This window comes from Burkholderia sp. WSM2232 (genome assembly GCF_000472545.1).
In the GTDB taxonomy this organism is placed as follows: domain Bacteria; phylum Pseudomonadota; class Gammaproteobacteria; order Burkholderiales; family Burkholderiaceae; genus Paraburkholderia.
Genome location: NZ_AWZV01000029.1, coordinates 70,518 through 87,236 on the forward strand (window position 1 = coordinate 70,518; position 16,719 = coordinate 87,236).

General features: G+C 61.6%; 16 protein-coding genes and 1 rRNA gene. 5 read left to right on the forward strand and 12 right to left on the reverse strand.

All coding sequences use genetic code 11. The annotated features are described in order from the left end of the window. Positions 1–161: 161 nt before the first annotated feature. From F757_RS0123940 to uvrB, 5 genes are all read right to left on the reverse strand, one after another. Complete coding sequence (locus F757_RS0123940; RefSeq protein ID WP_027213596.1) at positions 162–1,568, reverse strand: 4Fe-4S binding protein; 1,407 nt, start codon at positions 1,566–1,568, stop codon at positions 162–164. Then, positions 1,565–2,410, reverse strand: coding sequence for an FTR1 family iron permease (locus tag F757_RS0123945; protein WP_027213597.1), 846 nt, complete (start codon positions 2,408–2,410; stop codon positions 1,565–1,567). The genes F757_RS0123940 and F757_RS0123945 overlap by 4 nt, the downstream gene beginning before the upstream one ends. 79 nt (positions 2,411–2,489) lie before the next feature. Then, positions 2,490–2,822 (reverse strand): cupredoxin domain-containing protein, encoded by a 333-nt coding sequence (locus tag F757_RS0123950; protein ID WP_013339823.1) that lies wholly within the window; start codon positions 2,820–2,822, stop codon positions 2,490–2,492. 117 nt (positions 2,823–2,939) lie between these two features. Further along, entirely contained in the window at positions 2,940–3,488 is a 549-nt protein-coding gene (locus F757_RS0123955) for an iron transporter (protein WP_027213598.1), read from the reverse strand. A gap of 381 nt (positions 3,489–3,869) precedes the next feature. Next, positions 3,870–5,963 carry an excinuclease ABC subunit UvrB gene (gene uvrB, locus F757_RS0123960; RefSeq protein WP_027213599.1) on the reverse strand — a complete coding sequence of 698 codons (2,094 nt, stop codon included), beginning with the start codon at positions 5,961–5,963 and terminating at the stop codon, positions 3,870–3,872. Between the two features lie 333 nt (positions 5,964–6,296). On the opposite strand from uvrB, the gene F757_RS0123965 reads away from it, so the two are divergent. After that, the gene (locus F757_RS0123965) at positions 6,297–7,496 is read left to right on the forward strand and encodes an amino acid aminotransferase (protein WP_013339826.1); all 1,200 of its coding nucleotides are present in this window, start codon (positions 6,297–6,299) and stop codon (positions 7,494–7,496) included. Positions 7,497–7,604: 108 nt separating this feature from the next. Here F757_RS0123965 and F757_RS0123970 read toward each other — a convergent pair whose 3' ends face one another. Then, positions 7,605–8,843 (reverse strand): DUF3734 domain-containing protein, encoded by a 1,239-nt coding sequence (locus tag F757_RS0123970; protein ID WP_027213600.1) that lies wholly within the window; start codon positions 8,841–8,843, stop codon positions 7,605–7,607. A gap of 10 nt (positions 8,844–8,853) precedes the next feature. Continuing rightward, positions 8,854–9,651 carry a 3-hydroxybutyrate dehydrogenase gene (locus tag F757_RS0123975; RefSeq protein WP_035467429.1) on the reverse strand — a complete coding sequence of 266 codons (798 nt, stop codon included), beginning with the start codon at positions 9,649–9,651 and terminating at the stop codon, positions 8,854–8,856. A 243-nt stretch (positions 9,652–9,894) separates the two neighbouring features. On the opposite strand from F757_RS0123975, the gene F757_RS0123980 reads away from it, so the two are divergent. Both F757_RS0123980 and F757_RS0123985 read left to right on the forward strand, forming a co-directional pair. After that, complete coding sequence (locus F757_RS0123980; protein ID WP_027213602.1) at positions 9,895–10,866, forward strand: potassium channel beta subunit family protein; 972 nt, start codon at positions 9,895–9,897, stop codon at positions 10,864–10,866. A 348-nt stretch (positions 10,867–11,214) separates the two neighbouring features. Then, on the forward strand, positions 11,215–12,060 hold the full coding sequence (locus F757_RS0123985; protein WP_027213603.1) for a 23S rRNA (adenine(2030)-N(6))-methyltransferase RlmJ: 846 nt from the start codon (positions 11,215–11,217) through the stop codon (positions 12,058–12,060). Between the two features lie 48 nt (positions 12,061–12,108). On the opposite strand, the gene F757_RS0123990 is transcribed toward F757_RS0123985, so the two are convergent. The 4 genes from F757_RS0123990 to cueR all read right to left on the reverse strand — a co-directional run bounded on the left by F757_RS0123990 (position 12,109) and on the right by cueR (position 14,827). Further along, positions 12,109–13,149 carry an ABC transporter substrate-binding protein gene (locus F757_RS0123990; protein ID WP_027213604.1) on the reverse strand — a complete coding sequence of 347 codons (1,041 nt, stop codon included), beginning with the start codon at positions 13,147–13,149 and terminating at the stop codon, positions 12,109–12,111. A gap of 222 nt (positions 13,150–13,371) precedes the next feature. Beyond that, complete coding sequence (locus F757_RS0124000; RefSeq protein ID WP_027213606.1) at positions 13,372–13,716, reverse strand: hypothetical protein; 345 nt, start codon at positions 13,714–13,716, stop codon at positions 13,372–13,374. A gap of 240 nt (positions 13,717–13,956) precedes the next feature. Then, positions 13,957–14,103: a DUF3563 family protein gene (locus F757_RS35400; protein ID WP_084531014.1), complete on the reverse strand. Its 147-nt coding sequence runs from the start codon at positions 14,101–14,103 to the stop codon at positions 13,957–13,959. 286 nt (positions 14,104–14,389) lie between these two features. Beyond that, entirely contained in the window at positions 14,390–14,827 is a 438-nt protein-coding gene (cueR, locus tag F757_RS0124010; RefSeq protein WP_027213607.1) for a Cu(I)-responsive transcriptional regulator, read from the reverse strand. 121 nt (positions 14,828–14,948) lie between these two features. Between cueR and F757_RS0124015 the strand changes: the two genes are divergently transcribed. Together F757_RS0124015 and F757_RS0124020 are read left to right on the forward strand one after the other, a co-directional pair. After that, a complete protein-coding gene (locus tag F757_RS0124015) occupies positions 14,949–15,212 on the forward strand; it encodes a heavy-metal-associated domain-containing protein (protein ID WP_027213608.1) in 264 nt (87 codons plus the stop codon). A gap of 12 nt (positions 15,213–15,224) precedes the next feature. After that, a complete protein-coding gene (locus tag F757_RS0124020) occupies positions 15,225–16,148 on the forward strand; it encodes a dTDP-4-dehydrorhamnose reductase family protein (protein WP_027213609.1) in 924 nt (307 codons plus the stop codon). Between the two features lie 301 nt (positions 16,149–16,449). On the opposite strand, the gene rrf is transcribed toward F757_RS0124020, so the two are convergent. Beyond that, positions 16,450–16,563, reverse strand: a 5S ribosomal RNA gene (gene rrf, locus F757_RS0124025). Between the last annotated feature and the right edge of the window lie 156 nt (positions 16,564–16,719).

Here is a 16,719-nt window from a genome sequence, read left to right on the forward strand (position 1 = left end):
CCACCGACGCGAGCACGAAATGCCGTGCCCCGTCATGTGAATGAAAAAGCCGTGAAGATGAACAATGTCATCTTCACGGCTTCTGTTTTTGTGTCGCGCGAATTCGACAAGCGCAGGCGAGCAGCAACTCTGCTAAAACGCGTTGGCTTTCGGTCGAGCGTTTACTTCGAGGCCCAGCCCCAGAACATTAGCCACCAGGCGCTGTCGACCACGGCGAGGGCCGCGGCGAACCAGAGCATCGCAAGTGCGCGTTGCACGAAGCGCTCGCTATAGCGTCGCGTGACGAGCCATGCGAGCCATGCGCTCCACAAATTGGCGATGGCCAGAATCGCGATGCGCACGTCCGACGCCCACCATAACGGCACATGCTCCGCGCGTAGCAGCGTCAAAGTGGTCGCCGACAAACCCAGAAACACGCCTGCGCCGGCAAGCGGAATCAGCCCTTGCGTCAGGTGATGCAGACGCACGCTGCTGAAACGCCCGAGCATGCGCGTTGCCCCCGTCATCAGGACAAGCAGCACGGTGCCGTAGACGAGCGCCGTCGCGAGGATGTAGCCGATCACCATCGTGCCGTCGAGCCAGGAGAACACGTCGTTCTGCTCAGGGTAATGCGTGAAGAGGAACCACGGCGCATTGGTCTCGAGCGGCCACGTAATGTCGTGATCGACGAGCCACGTCGCGAAGAACATCTTGAGGTCGATGAACCAGCGCGACGCGGTCCAGTGAAACGCGCCGATCGCAATGCCGAGCAGGCCGTACAGGATCAGCGCGGTGTCCCAGACGCTTGCGTGCTTGTCGCCGAGCTGCACGACTTCCGACGACGGCGCGCGCCACGTCAGCGCGATCGCATCGCGGTGGCCGCTGCAACGGCCGCACATATGACAGTCGGACGCGCCCTTCATGTTGCGCAACGGCACGAGCGGCGCGCAATTGATCGGAATCACGCGGTGGCCGTGCTCCCCGTTCTTGTACGAACGGCGCCACGCGTCTTCATCGACCTTGTAGTGGAACGGCGCGAGGCGCGCCAGAAGCGAAAAGACCCCGTTCACGGGGCAGAGGTACTTGCACCAGACGCGCTTCTCGCGCCCGTAGAGCAGGCCGATGCCAATAGCCGCCAGCGTCGAGCCGCCGAGCACCAGCAGCACCGCCTTCGGATACTGATAGACGCTCACCATCTGACCATAGATGGTGGTGATGCCGAACGCGACGAAGGGCCAGCCGCCCCAGCGCATCCAGTGCGGAATTGCCTTGCCGCGGCCGTGTTTGCTCGCGAATTCCGCGAGCGCGCCCTCGGGACACAGCACGCCGCACCACACGCGGCCGAGCATCACCATGGAGAGCAGCACGAACGGCCACCAGATGCCCCAGAACACGAACTGCGCGGCAAGCGTCAGGTTGTTCCACAAATGCGCGCTGTCGTCCGGCAGCGGCATGACCGCCGGCACGATGATGAGGAGCGCATACACCGCCACCACGACCCACTGGATGCCGCGGATCACCGAACCGTGACGCTGCATCCACTGCCCTGCCGCGGCAAGACGCCCCGGACGGGTCATGACCGTACTCATGCTGCGCGCTCTGCGGCTTGCCGCGCCGGCTTGCGGTTCGCGCGCCGCAGCAGCACATAGACGACCGCCCAGTACACCGCGTACGCAATCAGATTCATCAGCGCCGGATGCGCGCGATAGCCGGTGAGCGTCGCGACCAGCGAGCCGAAGGTGTTGGAATCGTCGAGGATGGCGGAGGTGTTCCACACCTGGTCGACGATGGTCGGCAGGAATTCCTTGTCGATCAGCTTGTCCACGCCCGTCTCGAACAGACCGGCGCCAAGGAACAGCAGCATGATTTCGGTAACGCGGAAAAAGAGCCGCCACGAGAAAATCTTGCCGCCGAGCTGCAGCACGTAGAATGTCAGCAGCGCCAGCGCGAGGCCAATTGCAACCGCGAGCATCTGCGCAGTGTCCACGTGACCCGACTGGCCGAAGCCGAGGCCGTACAGGAAAATCACCGTCTCACTGCCTTCCCGCGCGATAGCGAGCGCGACGAGCAGCGCCACGCCCCACCAGTTCGAATCACGCTGACTTTTCTGCAGCGACTGTTCCATGTCGCGCTTGAGCGAGCGGCCGTGCTGCTTCATCCACAGCACCATTTGCACAATGAGCACGCAGGCGACCAGCACCATCGCGGTCTGGAAATAGTCCTGCGCGTCGCCGGAAAGCACTTCCGTGAAGCCGACCAGCGCCGCGCCGAGCGCGACCGCCGCGATCAGGCCAGCCGCGACGCCGCCCCACAGGTACGGCAAACCGCGGCGCGCATCGTCGTCGCCATTTTTCAGCCACGCGTACAGGATGCCGACGACCAGCAACGCCTCGACACTTTCCCGCCACACGATGAATAGAATCTGACCCATCAAGCACTCCCTTCTGCTCTGCTACTGCTGCCGCGCACGTCGGCGGGGCCGAGCCCCGCGCCCGCCACGCCTGCAACCGCTACTTCGCGACGATCACGCCCTGCGCCTGCTGGTGGAAATCGTCGAAGAACTTGTACTCGCCCGGCGTGAGCGGAGCGATCACCACGAACGAATCCGCCCCCGGCGCGAGGACCTTTTCCTTGCGCAACTGGACGCTTTCGAACTCGGCCGCGCCCTTGCCGGTATTGCGCACCTCGATCTTGATACGCTGCCCCGCCGGCACTTCGATGCGCGCCGGCGTCAGCTTGCCGTCGTTCATTTCGAGCTTGAAAGTCGGCAGATCGGCGGCATGCGCCGCGCCCGCCAGCACAATCGACGACGCAAGAACCGCGATCTTTCGGTTGATTCTCATTGGCGTTTCCAGAAAACGCGGCGCGGTGCGAAAAGCCCGCGCCGCCTGCTGCATTCACTCATTCGTCCCACGTTGCCCGCGCACCGCTTGATCGCGAGCTGCGACGACGCGCGAACCTCAATACCCGCCCTTCTTGCCGATGCCGGCGAACGTGAAGTCGTAGTCCAGCGTGATTGGCTTGAACCACGGACCCACACCGGTTTCCTTGTCGACGTGACGGCCAAACGCCATGTGGCCGGTCTGCATCGGCGCTTCCACGATCAGCTTCAGATGGTATTTGCCCGGGCCTTGCAGCTTGACGTTGTCGCCGTAGTGCGGACCGTCGTTGGCAACCATCGCCATCAGGTCACCCTTCTGCGTGTCTTTGGAGCCGGCTTTCGTCAACTCATAACGCACTTGCAGATACGGCATCCAGTCGCCTTCCGCGAAGCCGGTCGGATTGTTCTTGACTGCGTGAATGTCGGCTTCGAGGTGAATATCCGAGTCCGACGCCTTGCGCATCATGCCTTCCGGCTCCATGGTGATGGGCTGCAGATACACCGCGCCGATTTCCATGCCGCCCTGAATCTGCTGCTTGCCAATCGGGTATTCCGCGGCCGTTGCCGAGAAAGCCGCAACTGCAGCCGCCGCGGCAACGCCGCCGCGCACAAATGAAGAAATCCGCATTCAAACTCCTTGTTTTTATCCGATTCAATTCGATTCCATTGGAACAGTGCGTCGGACGACAAACCGAAGCAGATCGCATAATTGAACGTTAATGCGAACCATTCTCAATATTGGGCGAGTTTATCATTCTTCGTCTGCCGGAACAAATACGAACGCACGCCGAGCCTTATAGCAGCAGGGTCTTAAGGGTGACTTAAGAAATGGGGTGTGAGAGGCGATGGGCGGATGGCTGCGGGTCGTCTCGGCGGGGACGGAGTGCGTCCGATTGCCGCGCGTTTGGGTCAGGGTTGGGTCAGGGTTGGGTCGGAGGTCAGGCTGGCCGTCAGCCGGCGGCGCCAGCGAAGCTGGCGCGCCACTGCCGCGCCGCCCTGCCGTCGAACGTTACTCGACACCCGACACGTGATCGCCGACGTTCGCCCCGAACACCCGCTGCCGCAGGAGCGCGAGCTGATCGCGCGTTTGCGCGGCCTTCTCGAACTCGAGGTTCTTCGCGTGCTCCATCATCTGCTTTTCAAGGCGCTTCAGTTCCTTTGCGAGCTGCTTCTCGGACATGTCCTCGAATTTGGCGCGGGTTTGCTGCTCCTTCAACTCGGCGCGAGCGTCGTCCACGTTGTACACGCCGTCAATGATGTCGCGAATGCGCTTGACCACGCCGCGCGGCGTGATGCCGTGTTCGAGGTTGAACGCGATCTGCTTCGCACGCCGCCGCTCGGTTTCGTCGATAGCGCGGCGCATTGAGTCCGTCACCTTGTCCGCGTAAAGAATGGCCTTGCCGTTCACGTTGCGCGCCGCCCGGCCGATGGTCTGGATCAGCGAGCGCTCCGCGCGCAGGAAGCCTTCCTTGTCTGCGTCGAGAATAGCGACCAGCGACACTTCAGGAATATCCAGGCCTTCGCGCAACAGGTTGATACCGACCAGCACGTCGAAAGTACCAAGCCGCAAATCGCGGATGATCTCGACGCGCTCCACCGTATCGATATCGCTGTGCAGGTAGCGCACCTTGACGCCGTGGTCGGCGAGAAACTCCGTGAGCTGCTCGGCCATACGCTTGGTCAGCACGGTGACCAGCACGCGGTCGCCCGCGGCGACGCGCTCGTTGATTTCGGCGAGCACGTCGTCCACCTGGCTGCGCGCGGGCCGCACCTCGATTTCGGGGTCGACAAGGCCGGTGGGGCGCACCAGTTGTTCGGCTACCTGCCCCGAGGTCTTCTTCTCATAGTCCGCCGGCGTGGCCGTTACGAACACGACCTGGCGCATCTTGCGCTCGAACTCGTTGAACTTCAGCGGCCGGTTGTCCAATGCGGATGGCAGGCGGAAACCATAGTCGACCAGATTTTCCTTGCGCGCCCGGTCGCCGTTGTACATGCCGTTCAACTGGCCGATCAGCACGTGCGACTCGTCGAGCAGCATGATCGCGTCCGACGGCAAATAATCGACCAGCGTGGGCGGCGGCTCGCCGGGGGCCGCGCCGGAAAAGTGTCGCGAGTAGTTCTCGATGCCCTTGCAGAAGCCGAGCTCCTGCAGCATCTCCAGATCGAAACGCGTGCGCTGCTCGAGCCGCTGCGCCTCGACCAGCTTGCCTTGGCTGTAAAAGAACTCCAGCCGCTCGCGTAGCTCCGCCTTGATGGTTTCCACGGCCCGCACGACGGTGTCGCGCGGCGTCACATAGTGCGACGACGGATAGACCGTGAAACGCGGAATCTTCTGACGCACACGTCCGGTGAGCGGATCGAAGAGTTGCAGTGTTTCCACTTCGTCGTCGAACAATTCGACACGCACCGCCATTTCCGCATGCTCGGCCGGGAAAATGTCGATCGTGTCGCCGCGCACACGGAACGAGCCGCGTTGAAAGTCCGCTTCGTTGCGGTTGTACTGCATGGCGATCAGCCGCGCGATGATATCGCGCTGGCCCAGCCTGTCGCCGGTGCGCAGCGTCAGGATCATCTGGTGGTATTCGGACGGATTTCCGATACCGTAAATGGCCGACACAGTCGCGACGATCACCACGTCGCGCCGCTCCATCAGACTTTTCGTGGCCGACAGACGCATCTGCTCGATGTGCTCGTTGATCGACGAGTCCTTTTCGATGAACAGGTCGCGCTGCGGCACGTAGGCTTCCGGCTGATAGTAGTCGTAGTAGGAAACGAAATACTCGACCGCGTTGCGCGGAAAGAACTCGCGGAACTCCGAGTAGAGCTGCGCCGCGAGCGTCTTGTTCGGCGCGAATACGATAGCCGGCCGACCAAGGCGCGCGATCGTGTTGGCCATCGTGAACGTCTTGCCTGAACCGGTCACGCCAAGGAGCGTCTGGAACGAGAGACCATCTTCGACGCCTTCGACGAGCGTGTCGATCGCCGTCGGCTGGTCGCCGGCGGGCGGATACGGCTGATAAAGCTGAAACGGCGAGCCTTCGAAACGGACGAATTTGGATTCGTCGAGCGCATCTTCGGCTTCTGTCAGATGTTGTTCGGACATGGGGGCGGCAACGGCCTTGGGCAAAGAACTATTCTAACGGGTTGCGCAAACCCGGATCGGGGACGGATTGAACGGATCCGCGCAGGAGCGCAGCTTGCAAAACGCAGACGATGTCCGGCATGTAGCGACGCCTGCCTGTTTTTCAAGCAAATAAGTCCTCCAACTGAAGTCATCGTCCTAAAAACGTTCGCAGATTCGTTACAATGCGAAGTTGCGCTCGCTTGCAGTTGCCCGCGTTTTGCGTCGTCTGGCGCTTGCGTTTTGCATAAACGCAGCCGGCGTGGGCCTGCATGCTCGTAGCCGCCCTCTTTTCACTACTGCTGGCCACCCACCATGTCTCTGTTCTCCGCCGTCGAACTTGCTCCCCGCGACCCGATTCTGGGCCTGAACGAAGCCTTCAACGCCGACCCACGCCCCACCAAGGTCAACCTCGGCGTTGGCGTGTATTTCAATGAAGAAGGCAAGATTCCGCTGTTGCGCGCCGTGCGCGATGCGGAACGGGCGCGTGTCGAAGCAGCGTTGCCGCGCGGCTATCTGCCGATCGAGGGCATCGCGGCATACGACGCAGCCGTGCAAAAACTGCTGCTCGGCAACGATTCGCCGCTGATCGCCGCGGGCCGCGTGGTGACGGCGCAAGCACTGGGCGGCACTGGCGCGCTGAAGATCGGCGCGGACTTCCTGAAGCGCCTCGACCCGAACGCCAAGGTCGCCATTAGCGATCCGAGCTGGGAAAACCACCGCGCGCTCTTCGAAGCCGCGGGCTTCGAAGTGGTCTCCTATCCGTATTACGACGCACATACGCACGGCGTGAACTTCGACGGCATGCTGAGCGCGCTCAACAGCTACCCGGCGGGCACCATCGTCGTGTTGCACGCGTGCTGCCATAACCCGACGGGCGTCGACCTCACGGTCGACCAGTGGAAGCAGATCGTAGAGGTCGTCAAGGCGCGCAATCTGGTGCCGTTCCTCGACATCGCGTATCAGGGCTTCGGCGACAATATCGAAGCAGACGCCGCGGCCGTGCGCCTCTTTGCAGCCTCGGAACTGAACGTGTTCGTTTCGTCGTCGTTCTCCAAGTCCTTCTCGCTGTACGGCGAGCGTATCGGCGCGCTGTCCATCATCACGGGCAGCAAGGAAGAAGCGACGCGGGTGCTGTCTCAACTCAAGCGCGTGATCCGCACAAATTACTCCAACCCGCCGACGCATGGCGGCTCGGTGGTCGCCGCGGTGCTCGCATCGCCGGAGCTGCGTGCCACGTGGGAAACGGAACTCGCCGAAATGCGCGACCGCATCCGCGCCATGCGCAACGGTCTCGTCGAACGTCTGAAGGCAAGCGGCGTGGATCGCGACTTCAGCTTCGTCAATGCACAGCGCGGCATGTTCTCGTACTCGGGCCTGAGCGCGCCGCAAGTCGACCGCCTGCGCGAAGAGTTCGGCATTTATGCCGTCAGCACTGGCCGCATCTGCGTGGCTGCGCTGAACACGCGCAATCTGGACGTCGTCGCCAACGCGATTGCGCATGTGTTGAAGTAAAGCGTTCGGCAACGCGCTCACACGCGCGTTGCTGAAGTCGGATATGAAACGGCGCCCTTCGAGGGCGCCGTTTGTATTTGCGGCTCGGACTCTTCCCCAACGCCGCTTTCAGCGCGAATCGCGATGAATGTCGTGCGTGACGAAACCCGCGTCGTTATCCGGCATGGCAAGCCAGTCTGGCTGCGAAAGCGAATGACGGATGTCGTCAAGCCCGCTTTGCCAATGCTCGCGCATTGTCGACAAACCAAACTGGAAGTCCTTGTAGTGCCCTTCGTACTCTTTATGCCGGTAGATGAGATGAATCACGTTGTAGCGCTTCGAGCACGACAGATCTTCAGCGAGCCTGCACCAAGGGTCGTCGCGCTGCTCCTGGGAGACGCGGTCCAACACCTCGCGCAGCACACGCCGGAAGCGTTGCGAACGTTGCAGCATGTCGGTCACGAGACGGGTGCGGCTTGAGTACTGAATGTCTTTCATGCGCCCCTGCACGTCGGTGATGTTGTCGGGCACTGGCCCAATCGCGCTCCACAAATCGACCTGAAACGCGAGCGTGTCGCGCCGCGGCGTGGTTTGCACTACCTCGTAGAGCGGCGTGTTCGACATCAAGCCGCCGTCCCAATAGTATTGCCCGTCAATCTCGACCGCCGCGAAACCTGGCGGCAATGCCCCAGAAGCCATGAAATGTTCGGGCCTCAGCGTGGTTTGCGTATTGTCGAAATAGGCGAAATTTCCTGTTCCGCAATTGACCGCGCCCACGGACACGCGCATTTCCCGCGAGTTGATGCGGTCGAAATCGCATAGCGTTTCCAGTGTGGCTTTCAGCGGTGCCGTGTCGTAGTAGCTGGCTGCCTGAGGCGGCCCTGACACGGTTGGCAGTGGCGGAGGGAAACGCGGCACGAAGAAGCCCTTCTGCCCCTCGACAAGCGCGCCGACAGCTTGAGCTGCCGTGAACGCTTTGCGCACCGCTTCGCTCGAGTTGAAGAACGCATGCTCGATAAACGCTGGCAGCGGCGGACCGAACGCCGGCTGACAGATGGTCTCCCAGAACTGCAGCAGCCGTTCAACCCGTTTTTCCGGCGGATTGCCCGCGATGATCGCGGTGTTCAACGCGCCAATGGAAATGCCTGCGAGCCAGTTGGGCTCGATGCCCGCCTCGTGAAGTCCCTGAAAAACGCCGGCCTGATAAGCACCAAGCGCACCCCCGCCCTGCAGCGTGAGCGCAATGGTTTCGTAGCCCGGCAATTGAATGCGCGTGCGAGGTGCGGCGGCGGACGCCGCGCCGGCGCCCGCACCTTCCTGATTGCCGGGCGCACCGAGGCGCGCCTGCTTGGGCTTGGGTTGCGCCATGCGCGCCTCCTTATTGCATGTACCAGCCGTGGCTCACAATGAAGGACTGGCCGGTGAGTGCGGCAGAGGGGAAAGTGGAGAGGAACAGCACGGTTTGAGCGACGTCTTCCACCGTGGTGAAGATACCGTCGACGGTGCCGCCCAGCATGACTCGCTTGACGACTTCTTCTTCGCTGATATTGAGCTCCTTTGCCTGCTCCGGGATCTGCTTGTCGACCAGCGGAGTGCGCACGAAGCCGGGACACACGACATGCGAGCGCACATTGTGCTTCGCGCCTTCTTTGGCCAGCACGCGCGCAAGCCCGAGCAGCGCATGCTTGGCGGTCACGTAAGCGGACTTGAGCGGCGAGGCTTCGTGCGAGTGAACCGAGCCCATGTAGATGACGATACCGCCGCGATCTTCCTTGTACATGTGCTTGAGCGCTGCCTTGGTGGTCAGAAAGGCGCCGTCCACGTGAATCGCCTGCATCTTCTTCCAGTCGGCAAACGAGTAGTTTTCGATCGGGTTGACAATCTGGATGCCCGCGTTGGAAATGAGAATGTCGACTGACCCGAGCTCTGCCGCTACCCTGTCGATGCCCTGATTGACTGCATCTTCATTGGTGACGTCCATGGCGATGCCGATCGCCTTACCGCCGCCCTTCGTGATTTCTTCAGCGACGGCGTTGGCGCCCTCCTGGTTCAGGTCGGCGATCGCGACAGCCGCCCCAGCGGCCGAAAGGGTCAACGCAATCTGCTTGCCGATGCCGCTTGCGGCGCCGGTGACCACCGCGACCTTGCCATTCAGATTTGTGTTCAGTGACGACATCCAGAACCTCCATGCAGTTGATGAGCAATGAGACCACGAGCCGCGCGTAGCGGGAAGTCAGCCGGATGGCATAGGCACGCATAGGCTGCGTCCTATACCGTTCGGCCGAATGTTGCACTGCGGCCAATGCTGCTATTGTGCATGAACCGTGTGCGGAGGGCCGTTAAAAAGCACGCCGGGCCCGATCTATTTACACTGGGCGTTCTGGCGGGATTCCGGTCGCTTCACTATCAGGAGAATTGCATGAATTATCGGCGTCTAGGCCGCTCGGGCCTGCAAGTCAGCGAACTGTCCATCGGCTCGTGGGTCACGTACGGCAATCAGGTCGACCATCGCGCGGCGCGTGAATCGCTCGCCGCCGCGCGCGACGCGGGTGTCAACTTCTTCGACAACGCCGAGGTCTACGCCGGCGGCAAATCTGAAGAAATCATGGGTCAGGCGCTCAAGGAACTGGCGTGGCCGCGCGTGAGCTACGTGGTGTCCACCAAATTTTTCTGGGGACTCGAGGAAGCGCCGAATCAGTATCACACGCTGAACCGCAAGTACCTGTTGAACGCGATCGATTCGTCGCTCAAACGTCTGCAGCTCGATTATGTCGATCTGGTGTTCTGTCATCGTCCCGACCCGAACACGCCTGTCGAGGAAACGGTATGGGCAATGAGCGACATGATCACGCGCGGCAAGGCGTTGTACTGGGGCACGTCCGAATGGAGCGCTGACGAAATTCGAGCTGCATATGAGATTGCCGAACGTCACCATCTGCACAAGCCTGTAATGGAGCAGCCGCAATACAACCTCTTTCATCGCAAGCGCGTGGAGCAGGAATACAATCGTCTTTACGAGGACATCGGTCTCGGGCTGACTACTTGGAGTCCGCTGGCGTCCGGTCTTTTGACCGGCAAATATCGCAATGGCGTGCCAGCGGACAGCCGCGCGCAGTTGCAAGGTTATGACTGGTTGCGCAAACAGGTGACCGACGAAGGCAAGAACCACGTGGTCGGCAAGCTCGGCGAGGTAGCGGACGAACTGGGCTGCACGGTGGGCCAGCTCGCCATCGCCTGGATTCTGAAGAACCCGCATGTCAGCACAGTCATTACTGGCGCATCGCGCGTCGAGCAGATCGCCGAGAACATGAAGTCCGCCGAAGTCGCCGATAAGATTGCGCCGGAGCTCAAGGAGCGTATCGAAGGCATTATCGGCGACGCGCACGACTGACGCCGCGCTGCGGCGCGCTGGTTTCGGCCAATGGAGGGATTGTGCTGGCAAGGGCGCGTGCACACTGGCGTGAAGATGACATCGCGGCGCTTGACCGTTCCGGCTCGCCCAGCGCCCAGCCTGGCTCGGCTTGCGGGCCGGTTCGGTTCAGCCCGGCCCGATGCGTCGGGTCACGTCGGGTCACGTCGGGTCACGTCGGGTCACGTCGGGTCACGTCGGGTCACGTCGGGTCACGTACAATACGCGACCGCGCTGCACAGCGGCAGTCGCTGCCGCGCTGCGGCCGAGTTACCTGCGCATCGCCCGTTCCAGCCAGGAACAGCACGCACTCTTTCAGCGTCTCCTCATATGCTCAGCTATCGCCACGCCTTTCATGCAGGCAATCACGCCGACGTTCTCAAACACGCGGTCGTGTTACAGCTATTGCGCTACCTCGGTCAGAAGGACAAAGCCTACTGGTATATCGACACACACGCCGGTGCAGGTGTCTACTCGCTGCAGGAAGGCTACGCGGTAAAGACCGGCGAATTCCAGACAGGCATCGCCAGGCTGTGGGAACGCAACGACCTGCCGCCGCTGTTCGCCGAATACGTCGACGAAGTCGCGGCACTAAACCCCGACGGCCAGTTACGCTTCTACCCCGGTTCGCCGTATATCGCCTGGCGGCAAATGCGCGAGCAGGACCGGATGCGTTTGTTCGAACTGCACAGCACGGAAATCGACGTGCTGCGGCACAATTTCCGCGACGCGGGCCGTCGCGCAATGCTGTATGCGGGCGACGGCTTCGACGGCATTCTTACCTTGCTCCCGCCCGCGCCGCGCCGCGCATTGGTTTTGCTCGATCCGTCATACGAGGACAAGCGCGACTATGGACGCACGCTTCGTTGCGTCGAAGAAAGTCTGAAGCGTTTCCCGACCGGTACCTACGCGGTCTGGTATCCGCAGGTGAAGCGGCCAGAATCGCAACGCTTCCCCGAGCAGTTGAAAAAGCTGCAAGAGCGCAATTGGCTGCATGTCAGCCTGACCGTCAGCAATCCGCCGGCGGACGGTTTTGGCCTATTCGGCAGCGGCATGTTCATTCTTAATCCGCCGTACACGCTGCCGAAAATGCTTAAAGAGCAAATGCCGTGGATTGTGAAAGCGCTCGGCGAGGACAAGGCCGCGCAGTTCAAGGTGGAATACCGCGGCGATTGAAATTGCGCCAAAGACGCGCGCCGGGATAGGCGCGCCCTAATCGCACTGTTACTTGAGTTGCGCCGCGGCCTTGCGGGCGAAGTCGTTTGTGTAGGTTGCGTTCAGGTCGATCTTCTTCGGGTCGAGCCGGTTATCGAACGACGCCAACGCGCGCAGCGAAGTCGCCGGTCCGTCGGCGGGCATGAGGCCGTCGGGGGAGTAGGCGTCGCGCACGTTGTGGAAAGCCTCTACGAACAACGCGGAATCGTTGAGCAGATACGCCGGCGGTACCATCTTCAGCAGGTCCGCATCGCTTGCGGTCTGCAACCAATGATCGGCACGCACGATCGCATTGGCGAGAGCCTGCGTTGTCTTCGGATATTTCTGGATGAAGCTCTCCGGAGCGTAGAGCGTGGCGGCCGGCATCATTCCGCCGAACACCTCCTGCGTGCCTTTGACCGTGCGTGTGTCCACGAGCACCTTGATTGCACCGCTGCGCGTGAGCTTGGTCATCATCGGGTCCACGTTGGAGAGGGCGTCGATCTGTCCGTTGCCCACCGCCGCGAGTACCGTGGCGCCGCTGCCCACGCCGATCGCGGCGATATCGCTCCTCTGCACGCCCGCCTTGCGCAATGCGACCGTGAGAACCAGATCGGTCGACGAACCCGGCGCGCTCACGCCCACTTTGGCCCCTTTGAAATCCGCGAGCGTTTTTATCTTGTCGGCTCTCGACGTCAATACTGCGACCGCGATCTGCGGCGCGCGGCCCATCAACACGAAAGCCCGATACCGCTGGCCCTTGGCCTGCATGAAGAGCGTATGCTCGAACGCACCGGCGCCAATATCCGCGCTGCCGCCCACCACCGCCTCCAGCGCTTTGGAACCGCCTGCGAAATCTTCTAGCGTGACTTCGAGACCTTCATCCTTGAAATAGCCCAACTGTTGCGCCGTTAGCACGGGCAAATAGTAAAGCCCGGGCAAACCGCCGACGGCCATTGTCAACGTCGGCTTTTCAGGTGTGTCTTTCGCGAACGCCACGCCGTGCAGCACGGCAGCGGCGAAAAGCGCGGCGAAGGCGCCGGCGGCACGCCGCATCCAGTCAGAGAGCATGGACGTCTCCTTTTCTTGTGTTTTCGTTCAATGCGGTGCCCGAGCCGCCTAGCTTAGGCCCGGCTTTGGGCGCGAGGAACCGCTCGACGATTGTCGTCTTTCGACTCGGGGCGCGCCATGCGCCCAAACCCGAATCGTCGGAAACCGCAGCGGGCACGGAAGGCCCGCTGCGCCAACATGCATTTGTGAGCGTTGGCCTATAGGTAGAGTCGTGCAGGTGCGCTATTGCCGGTGGTGCGGCGCAGGACCTGGCGGCGGCTGCCGCGGGAACGCGGAGCCGCCGCCGGGCAGTTCGATGTAGGGAGCCACGACAATCGGCACCGATGAGTTCGGCGCGAGTTCGGCAGGTGAGGCAATGGGTTGCGCTTCGACGATGGGCTGGCGCGAGAGTGGCGCGGTCTGCAGTACGGTGCCGCTCTGACCGTCGCTGATGCCGCTCTGAGTGTCGAGAATGACCGGCTTGCGGGTATTGCTCGACGCGGCAAAAACGGTCGACGTGGCAAAGGTACCGAGCAAAAAAAAGGCAATGACGGCCGCCGGGCGTTTGAACGTGCGAATCGGAGACATGAGCGGACCGGTTAAGTCGAAAAGCCGCGTTGCGCGGACAACGCTTTACATTACCGCGACAAACGTCCGGAAGCTAGTCGATCTTCGCCAACTCCAGTGTCTCCACGCCCTGCCGCGCATAGACGGCGAACAGCCGGCGTCCAGATGTGACGAAGCCCCGCAATACGGGGCTTTGCAACGAACAACTAGTCACAGCGACGGGGCCGCACCGGCCACGGGGCCTGCCCGGCTGTTTGAAACTTAGAGCGAGTAGCCGTTGGTTTCGAGCGAGCGGATACGCTGTTCCAGCTGGACGATGTCGGACGACGATGCCAGATAGGCTTCACGGCGGTCGCGCTCCGCGGTTTCAAACCAGGTGCTCAGCTTTTCGATGAGGTATGCAAACATGACGTTCTCCAAGGATCAAATGAATCCCCGGTGGACCTAGCATCAGGGATTTCCCGTAAAAGGGTTAACCCGAATTATAGGCCGATGGTGCAACCGCGCTAGTGAAATGCTCGCATGATGTGCATTCCGGTTTGGAATGATGCACAGAATCAGTGCGTTGAAACGATTGATTTCATTGCCGTTGTCAGCTCGCCCTCGTTCGATTCCACGGCCCGCCCCCGCGTCTTGCACAATCTAGGTGCGTCGCGCGGGTTGCACCCGACGCCTTCGGTCGGTGCCCTGCATTTCACGAGGAGAAGAGTCCTTGGCCCCTGCTGCCTTCTCCTGTCACTAGCTCCACGTCGGCGAGTCGTTCGATGATGGGACACTCGGGGCGATCGTCGCCGTGACAATGGGTAGCCAGATGGGCCAATGTGTCTCGCATTTCGGTAAGCTCGGCGATGCGCCGATCAAGGTCGGCAACGTGATCCAGCGCGATCGCCTTTACTTCGGCGCTCGCGCGCGTGCGGTCATGCCAGAGCGCCAGCAGCCGCCTGATATCTTCCACGAGGAAACCGAGTCGGCGCGCCTGACGGATAAAGCGCAATGAATGGACCTCCTGCTGGCCGTAGACCCGATAGCCGGCGCTCGTGCGGCCTTTCGCCGTGAGCAGTCCGACACTTTCGTAGTAGCGAATCATCTTCGCCGTGACGCCCGACGCGCGGGCCGCTTCACCAATGTTCATGACCGTGTCCTCCTGATTGAGTCGATCGTACACCTTCCCATGATGGGAAGGTCAGCCACTTAAATTCCGCTCCTGCAGGCATAATTCAACTCTGCAGCGGTCATTTCTAAAGGCAATTCCGATGAAGACTGAATTTCAGGTTGAGGGTATGAGCTGCCAGCATTGCGTGGCGGCAGTCACGAACGCCATCCGCGAGCATGACGAAGCGGCGCATGTTCAGGTCGATCTCGAGGCGGGCCGGGTCGCGGCGGAATCAACACAAGCGGTCGACGTATTGACGGCCGCTATCGAGGACGCCGGCTATACCGTCAAGGACGTGCTTCGACAGGCGTCGGCCGATGCAGGCGCCGCCAGCGGCGGTCCCTCTGGCGGCGTGGCGCGTTAGGCGGACCCGATCATGTTCAAGGTCGCCGTAATAGGAGCTTCGGGTCTGCTCGGTCGCGCTGTTATGAGCGAACTGGCCAGGCAGCCGGCCTGGCAGGTCGTGGGCACAGCGTTCACACGCCCCGCGCCGAACACTGTGGCGCTCGATGTGCGCGATTCGCGGGCGGTCGAGCAGTTTGTCGAACGAGAAGCGCCTGATGCGCTGGTGATTGCCGCTGCAGAGCGTCGGCCGGATGTGTGCGAGCGTCACCCTGAACTGGCCCGCGCGCTTAATGTGGATGCTGTGCGCGCAATCGCAGCTGCCGCACATCGTCGCGGCGCATGGACGCTGTCCATTTCCACCGATTACGTGTTCGACGGCACTCGCCCGCCCTATGGGCCAGACGCCCAGCCGGCGCCGCTCAATGCATATGGGCGCAGCAAACTGGAAGGCGAGCGGGCGTTGGCCGACGCGACCGACTTCGGCTGCGTGCTGCGCTTGCCGCTGCTATATGGGCCTATTGTCGATTGGGCGGAATCTGCCGTAACGAGCCTCGTGCCGGCGATCGCCGCGTCGGCCGGGGCGCAAGGCAAAGCCGCTCACATGGACGCATGGGCGATTCGATATCCGACCTTCACGCCGGACGTTGCGTTCGTGATTCGACAAATGCTCGAGCGACATGTCGAGGGCAACGCGATTCGCGGCATCGTGCATTGGTCGGGCGACGAACCGATGACCAAGTACGAGATAGCGGTGCGCCTTGCCGAAGCGCTGGATCTCGACGCGCGACTCATCCCGCAACCTGCCCCGACCGATGCGACGCCTCGCCCGCACAATTGCCACCTTGCGTCCGAACGGCTGGAGCAGCTTGGCATTGGCCGACGCACGACGTTCAATACGGGGAGTCGCCAGGTGTTAACCGCCTTTCCATGGCGCGGCGAGATGCGCGTCGATTAAGTGCGCGGATACGCGATTTGTTTTACCGCTTCCACTGACGAGACAGTCGATTCGACGGTGCGGTTGAGTTTTTATTCTTTGATATGCGCTGACCGCCCAGTAGATCGCGCCCAATAGCACTGATGGCGATTGCCCGCGCATCAGGAGCCCATTGAAAAATGCAGGCGCGAACTGATGAGCATCTCCCGATGCGGTGACGGTGTGGGCCGTGTTGCGGACGTTTTCCAGCCGCGTAATTTTTCTACCGCGTAAACGCCGCAACCCCACCTTTGCGGGGTGGGGTTGCGGTCACTGCTGGGGAGCCTGACGATTACCTACTTTCACACGGGTAATCCGCACTATCATCGGCGTGGAGTCGTTTCACGGTCCTGTTCGGGATGGGAAGGGGTGGGACCGACTCGCTATGGTCATCAGGCTTTGACGGGTTGCCGTGTCGCGTTTGGGGGCGGCACAGCCAATCGGGAAGAAGTAGTTTCTGGTGATGCTCACCAGGGTGAAGCGGGTTGTGGTGTTTCTGGCACAACAACGATCTCTCAACTGTGTGCGTGTCTGTACTCCCTTCGGGAGTGGG

What these genes read in the sequence shown, in the direction of transcription:
- F757_RS0124000 (WP_027213606.1), bottom strand. Translation starts at nt 13,716, where the DNA reads ATGTCTCCGATTCGCACGTTCAAACGCCCGGCGGCCGTCATTGCCTTT.
- F757_RS0123940 (WP_027213596.1), bottom strand. Translation starts at nt 1,568, where the DNA reads ATGAGTACGGTCATGACCCGTCCGGGGCGTCTTGCCGCGGCAGGGCAG.
- F757_RS0123970 (WP_027213600.1), bottom strand. Translation starts at nt 8,843, where the DNA reads ATGGCGCAACCCAAGCCCAAGCAGGCGCGCCTCGGTGCGCCCGGCAAT.
- F757_RS0124015 (WP_027213608.1), top strand. Translation starts at nt 14,949, where the DNA reads ATGAAGACTGAATTTCAGGTTGAGGGTATGAGCTGCCAGCATTGCGTG.
- F757_RS0123945 (WP_027213597.1), bottom strand. Translation starts at nt 2,410, where the DNA reads ATGGGTCAGATTCTATTCATCGTGTGGCGGGAAAGTGTCGAGGCGTTG.
- F757_RS0123980 (WP_027213602.1), top strand. Translation starts at nt 9,895, where the DNA reads ATGAATTATCGGCGTCTAGGCCGCTCGGGCCTGCAAGTCAGCGAACTG.
- F757_RS0123965 (WP_013339826.1), top strand. Translation starts at nt 6,297, where the DNA reads ATGTCTCTGTTCTCCGCCGTCGAACTTGCTCCCCGCGACCCGATTCTG.
- F757_RS0123975 (WP_035467429.1), bottom strand. Translation starts at nt 9,651, where the DNA reads ATGTCGTCACTGAACACAAATCTGAATGGCAAGGTCGCGGTGGTCACC.
- F757_RS0124020 (WP_027213609.1), top strand. Translation starts at nt 15,225, where the DNA reads ATGTTCAAGGTCGCCGTAATAGGAGCTTCGGGTCTGCTCGGTCGCGCT.
- cueR (WP_027213607.1), bottom strand. Translation starts at nt 14,827, where the DNA reads ATGAACATTGGTGAAGCGGCCCGCGCGTCGGGCGTCACGGCGAAGATG.
- F757_RS0123950 (WP_013339823.1), bottom strand. Translation starts at nt 2,822, where the DNA reads ATGAGAATCAACCGAAAGATCGCGGTTCTTGCGTCGTCGATTGTGCTG.
- F757_RS0123955 (WP_027213598.1), bottom strand. Translation starts at nt 3,488, where the DNA reads ATGCGGATTTCTTCATTTGTGCGCGGCGGCGTTGCCGCGGCGGCTGCA.
- F757_RS0123990 (WP_027213604.1), bottom strand. Translation starts at nt 13,149, where the DNA reads ATGCTCTCTGACTGGATGCGGCGTGCCGCCGGCGCCTTCGCCGCGCTT.
- uvrB (WP_027213599.1), bottom strand. Translation starts at nt 5,963, where the DNA reads ATGTCCGAACAACATCTGACAGAAGCCGAAGATGCGCTCGACGAATCC.
- F757_RS35400 (WP_084531014.1), bottom strand. Translation starts at nt 14,103, where the DNA reads ATGTTTGCATACCTCATCGAAAAGCTGAGCACCTGGTTTGAAACCGCG.
- F757_RS0123985 (WP_027213603.1), top strand. Translation starts at nt 11,215, where the DNA reads ATGCTCAGCTATCGCCACGCCTTTCATGCAGGCAATCACGCCGACGTT.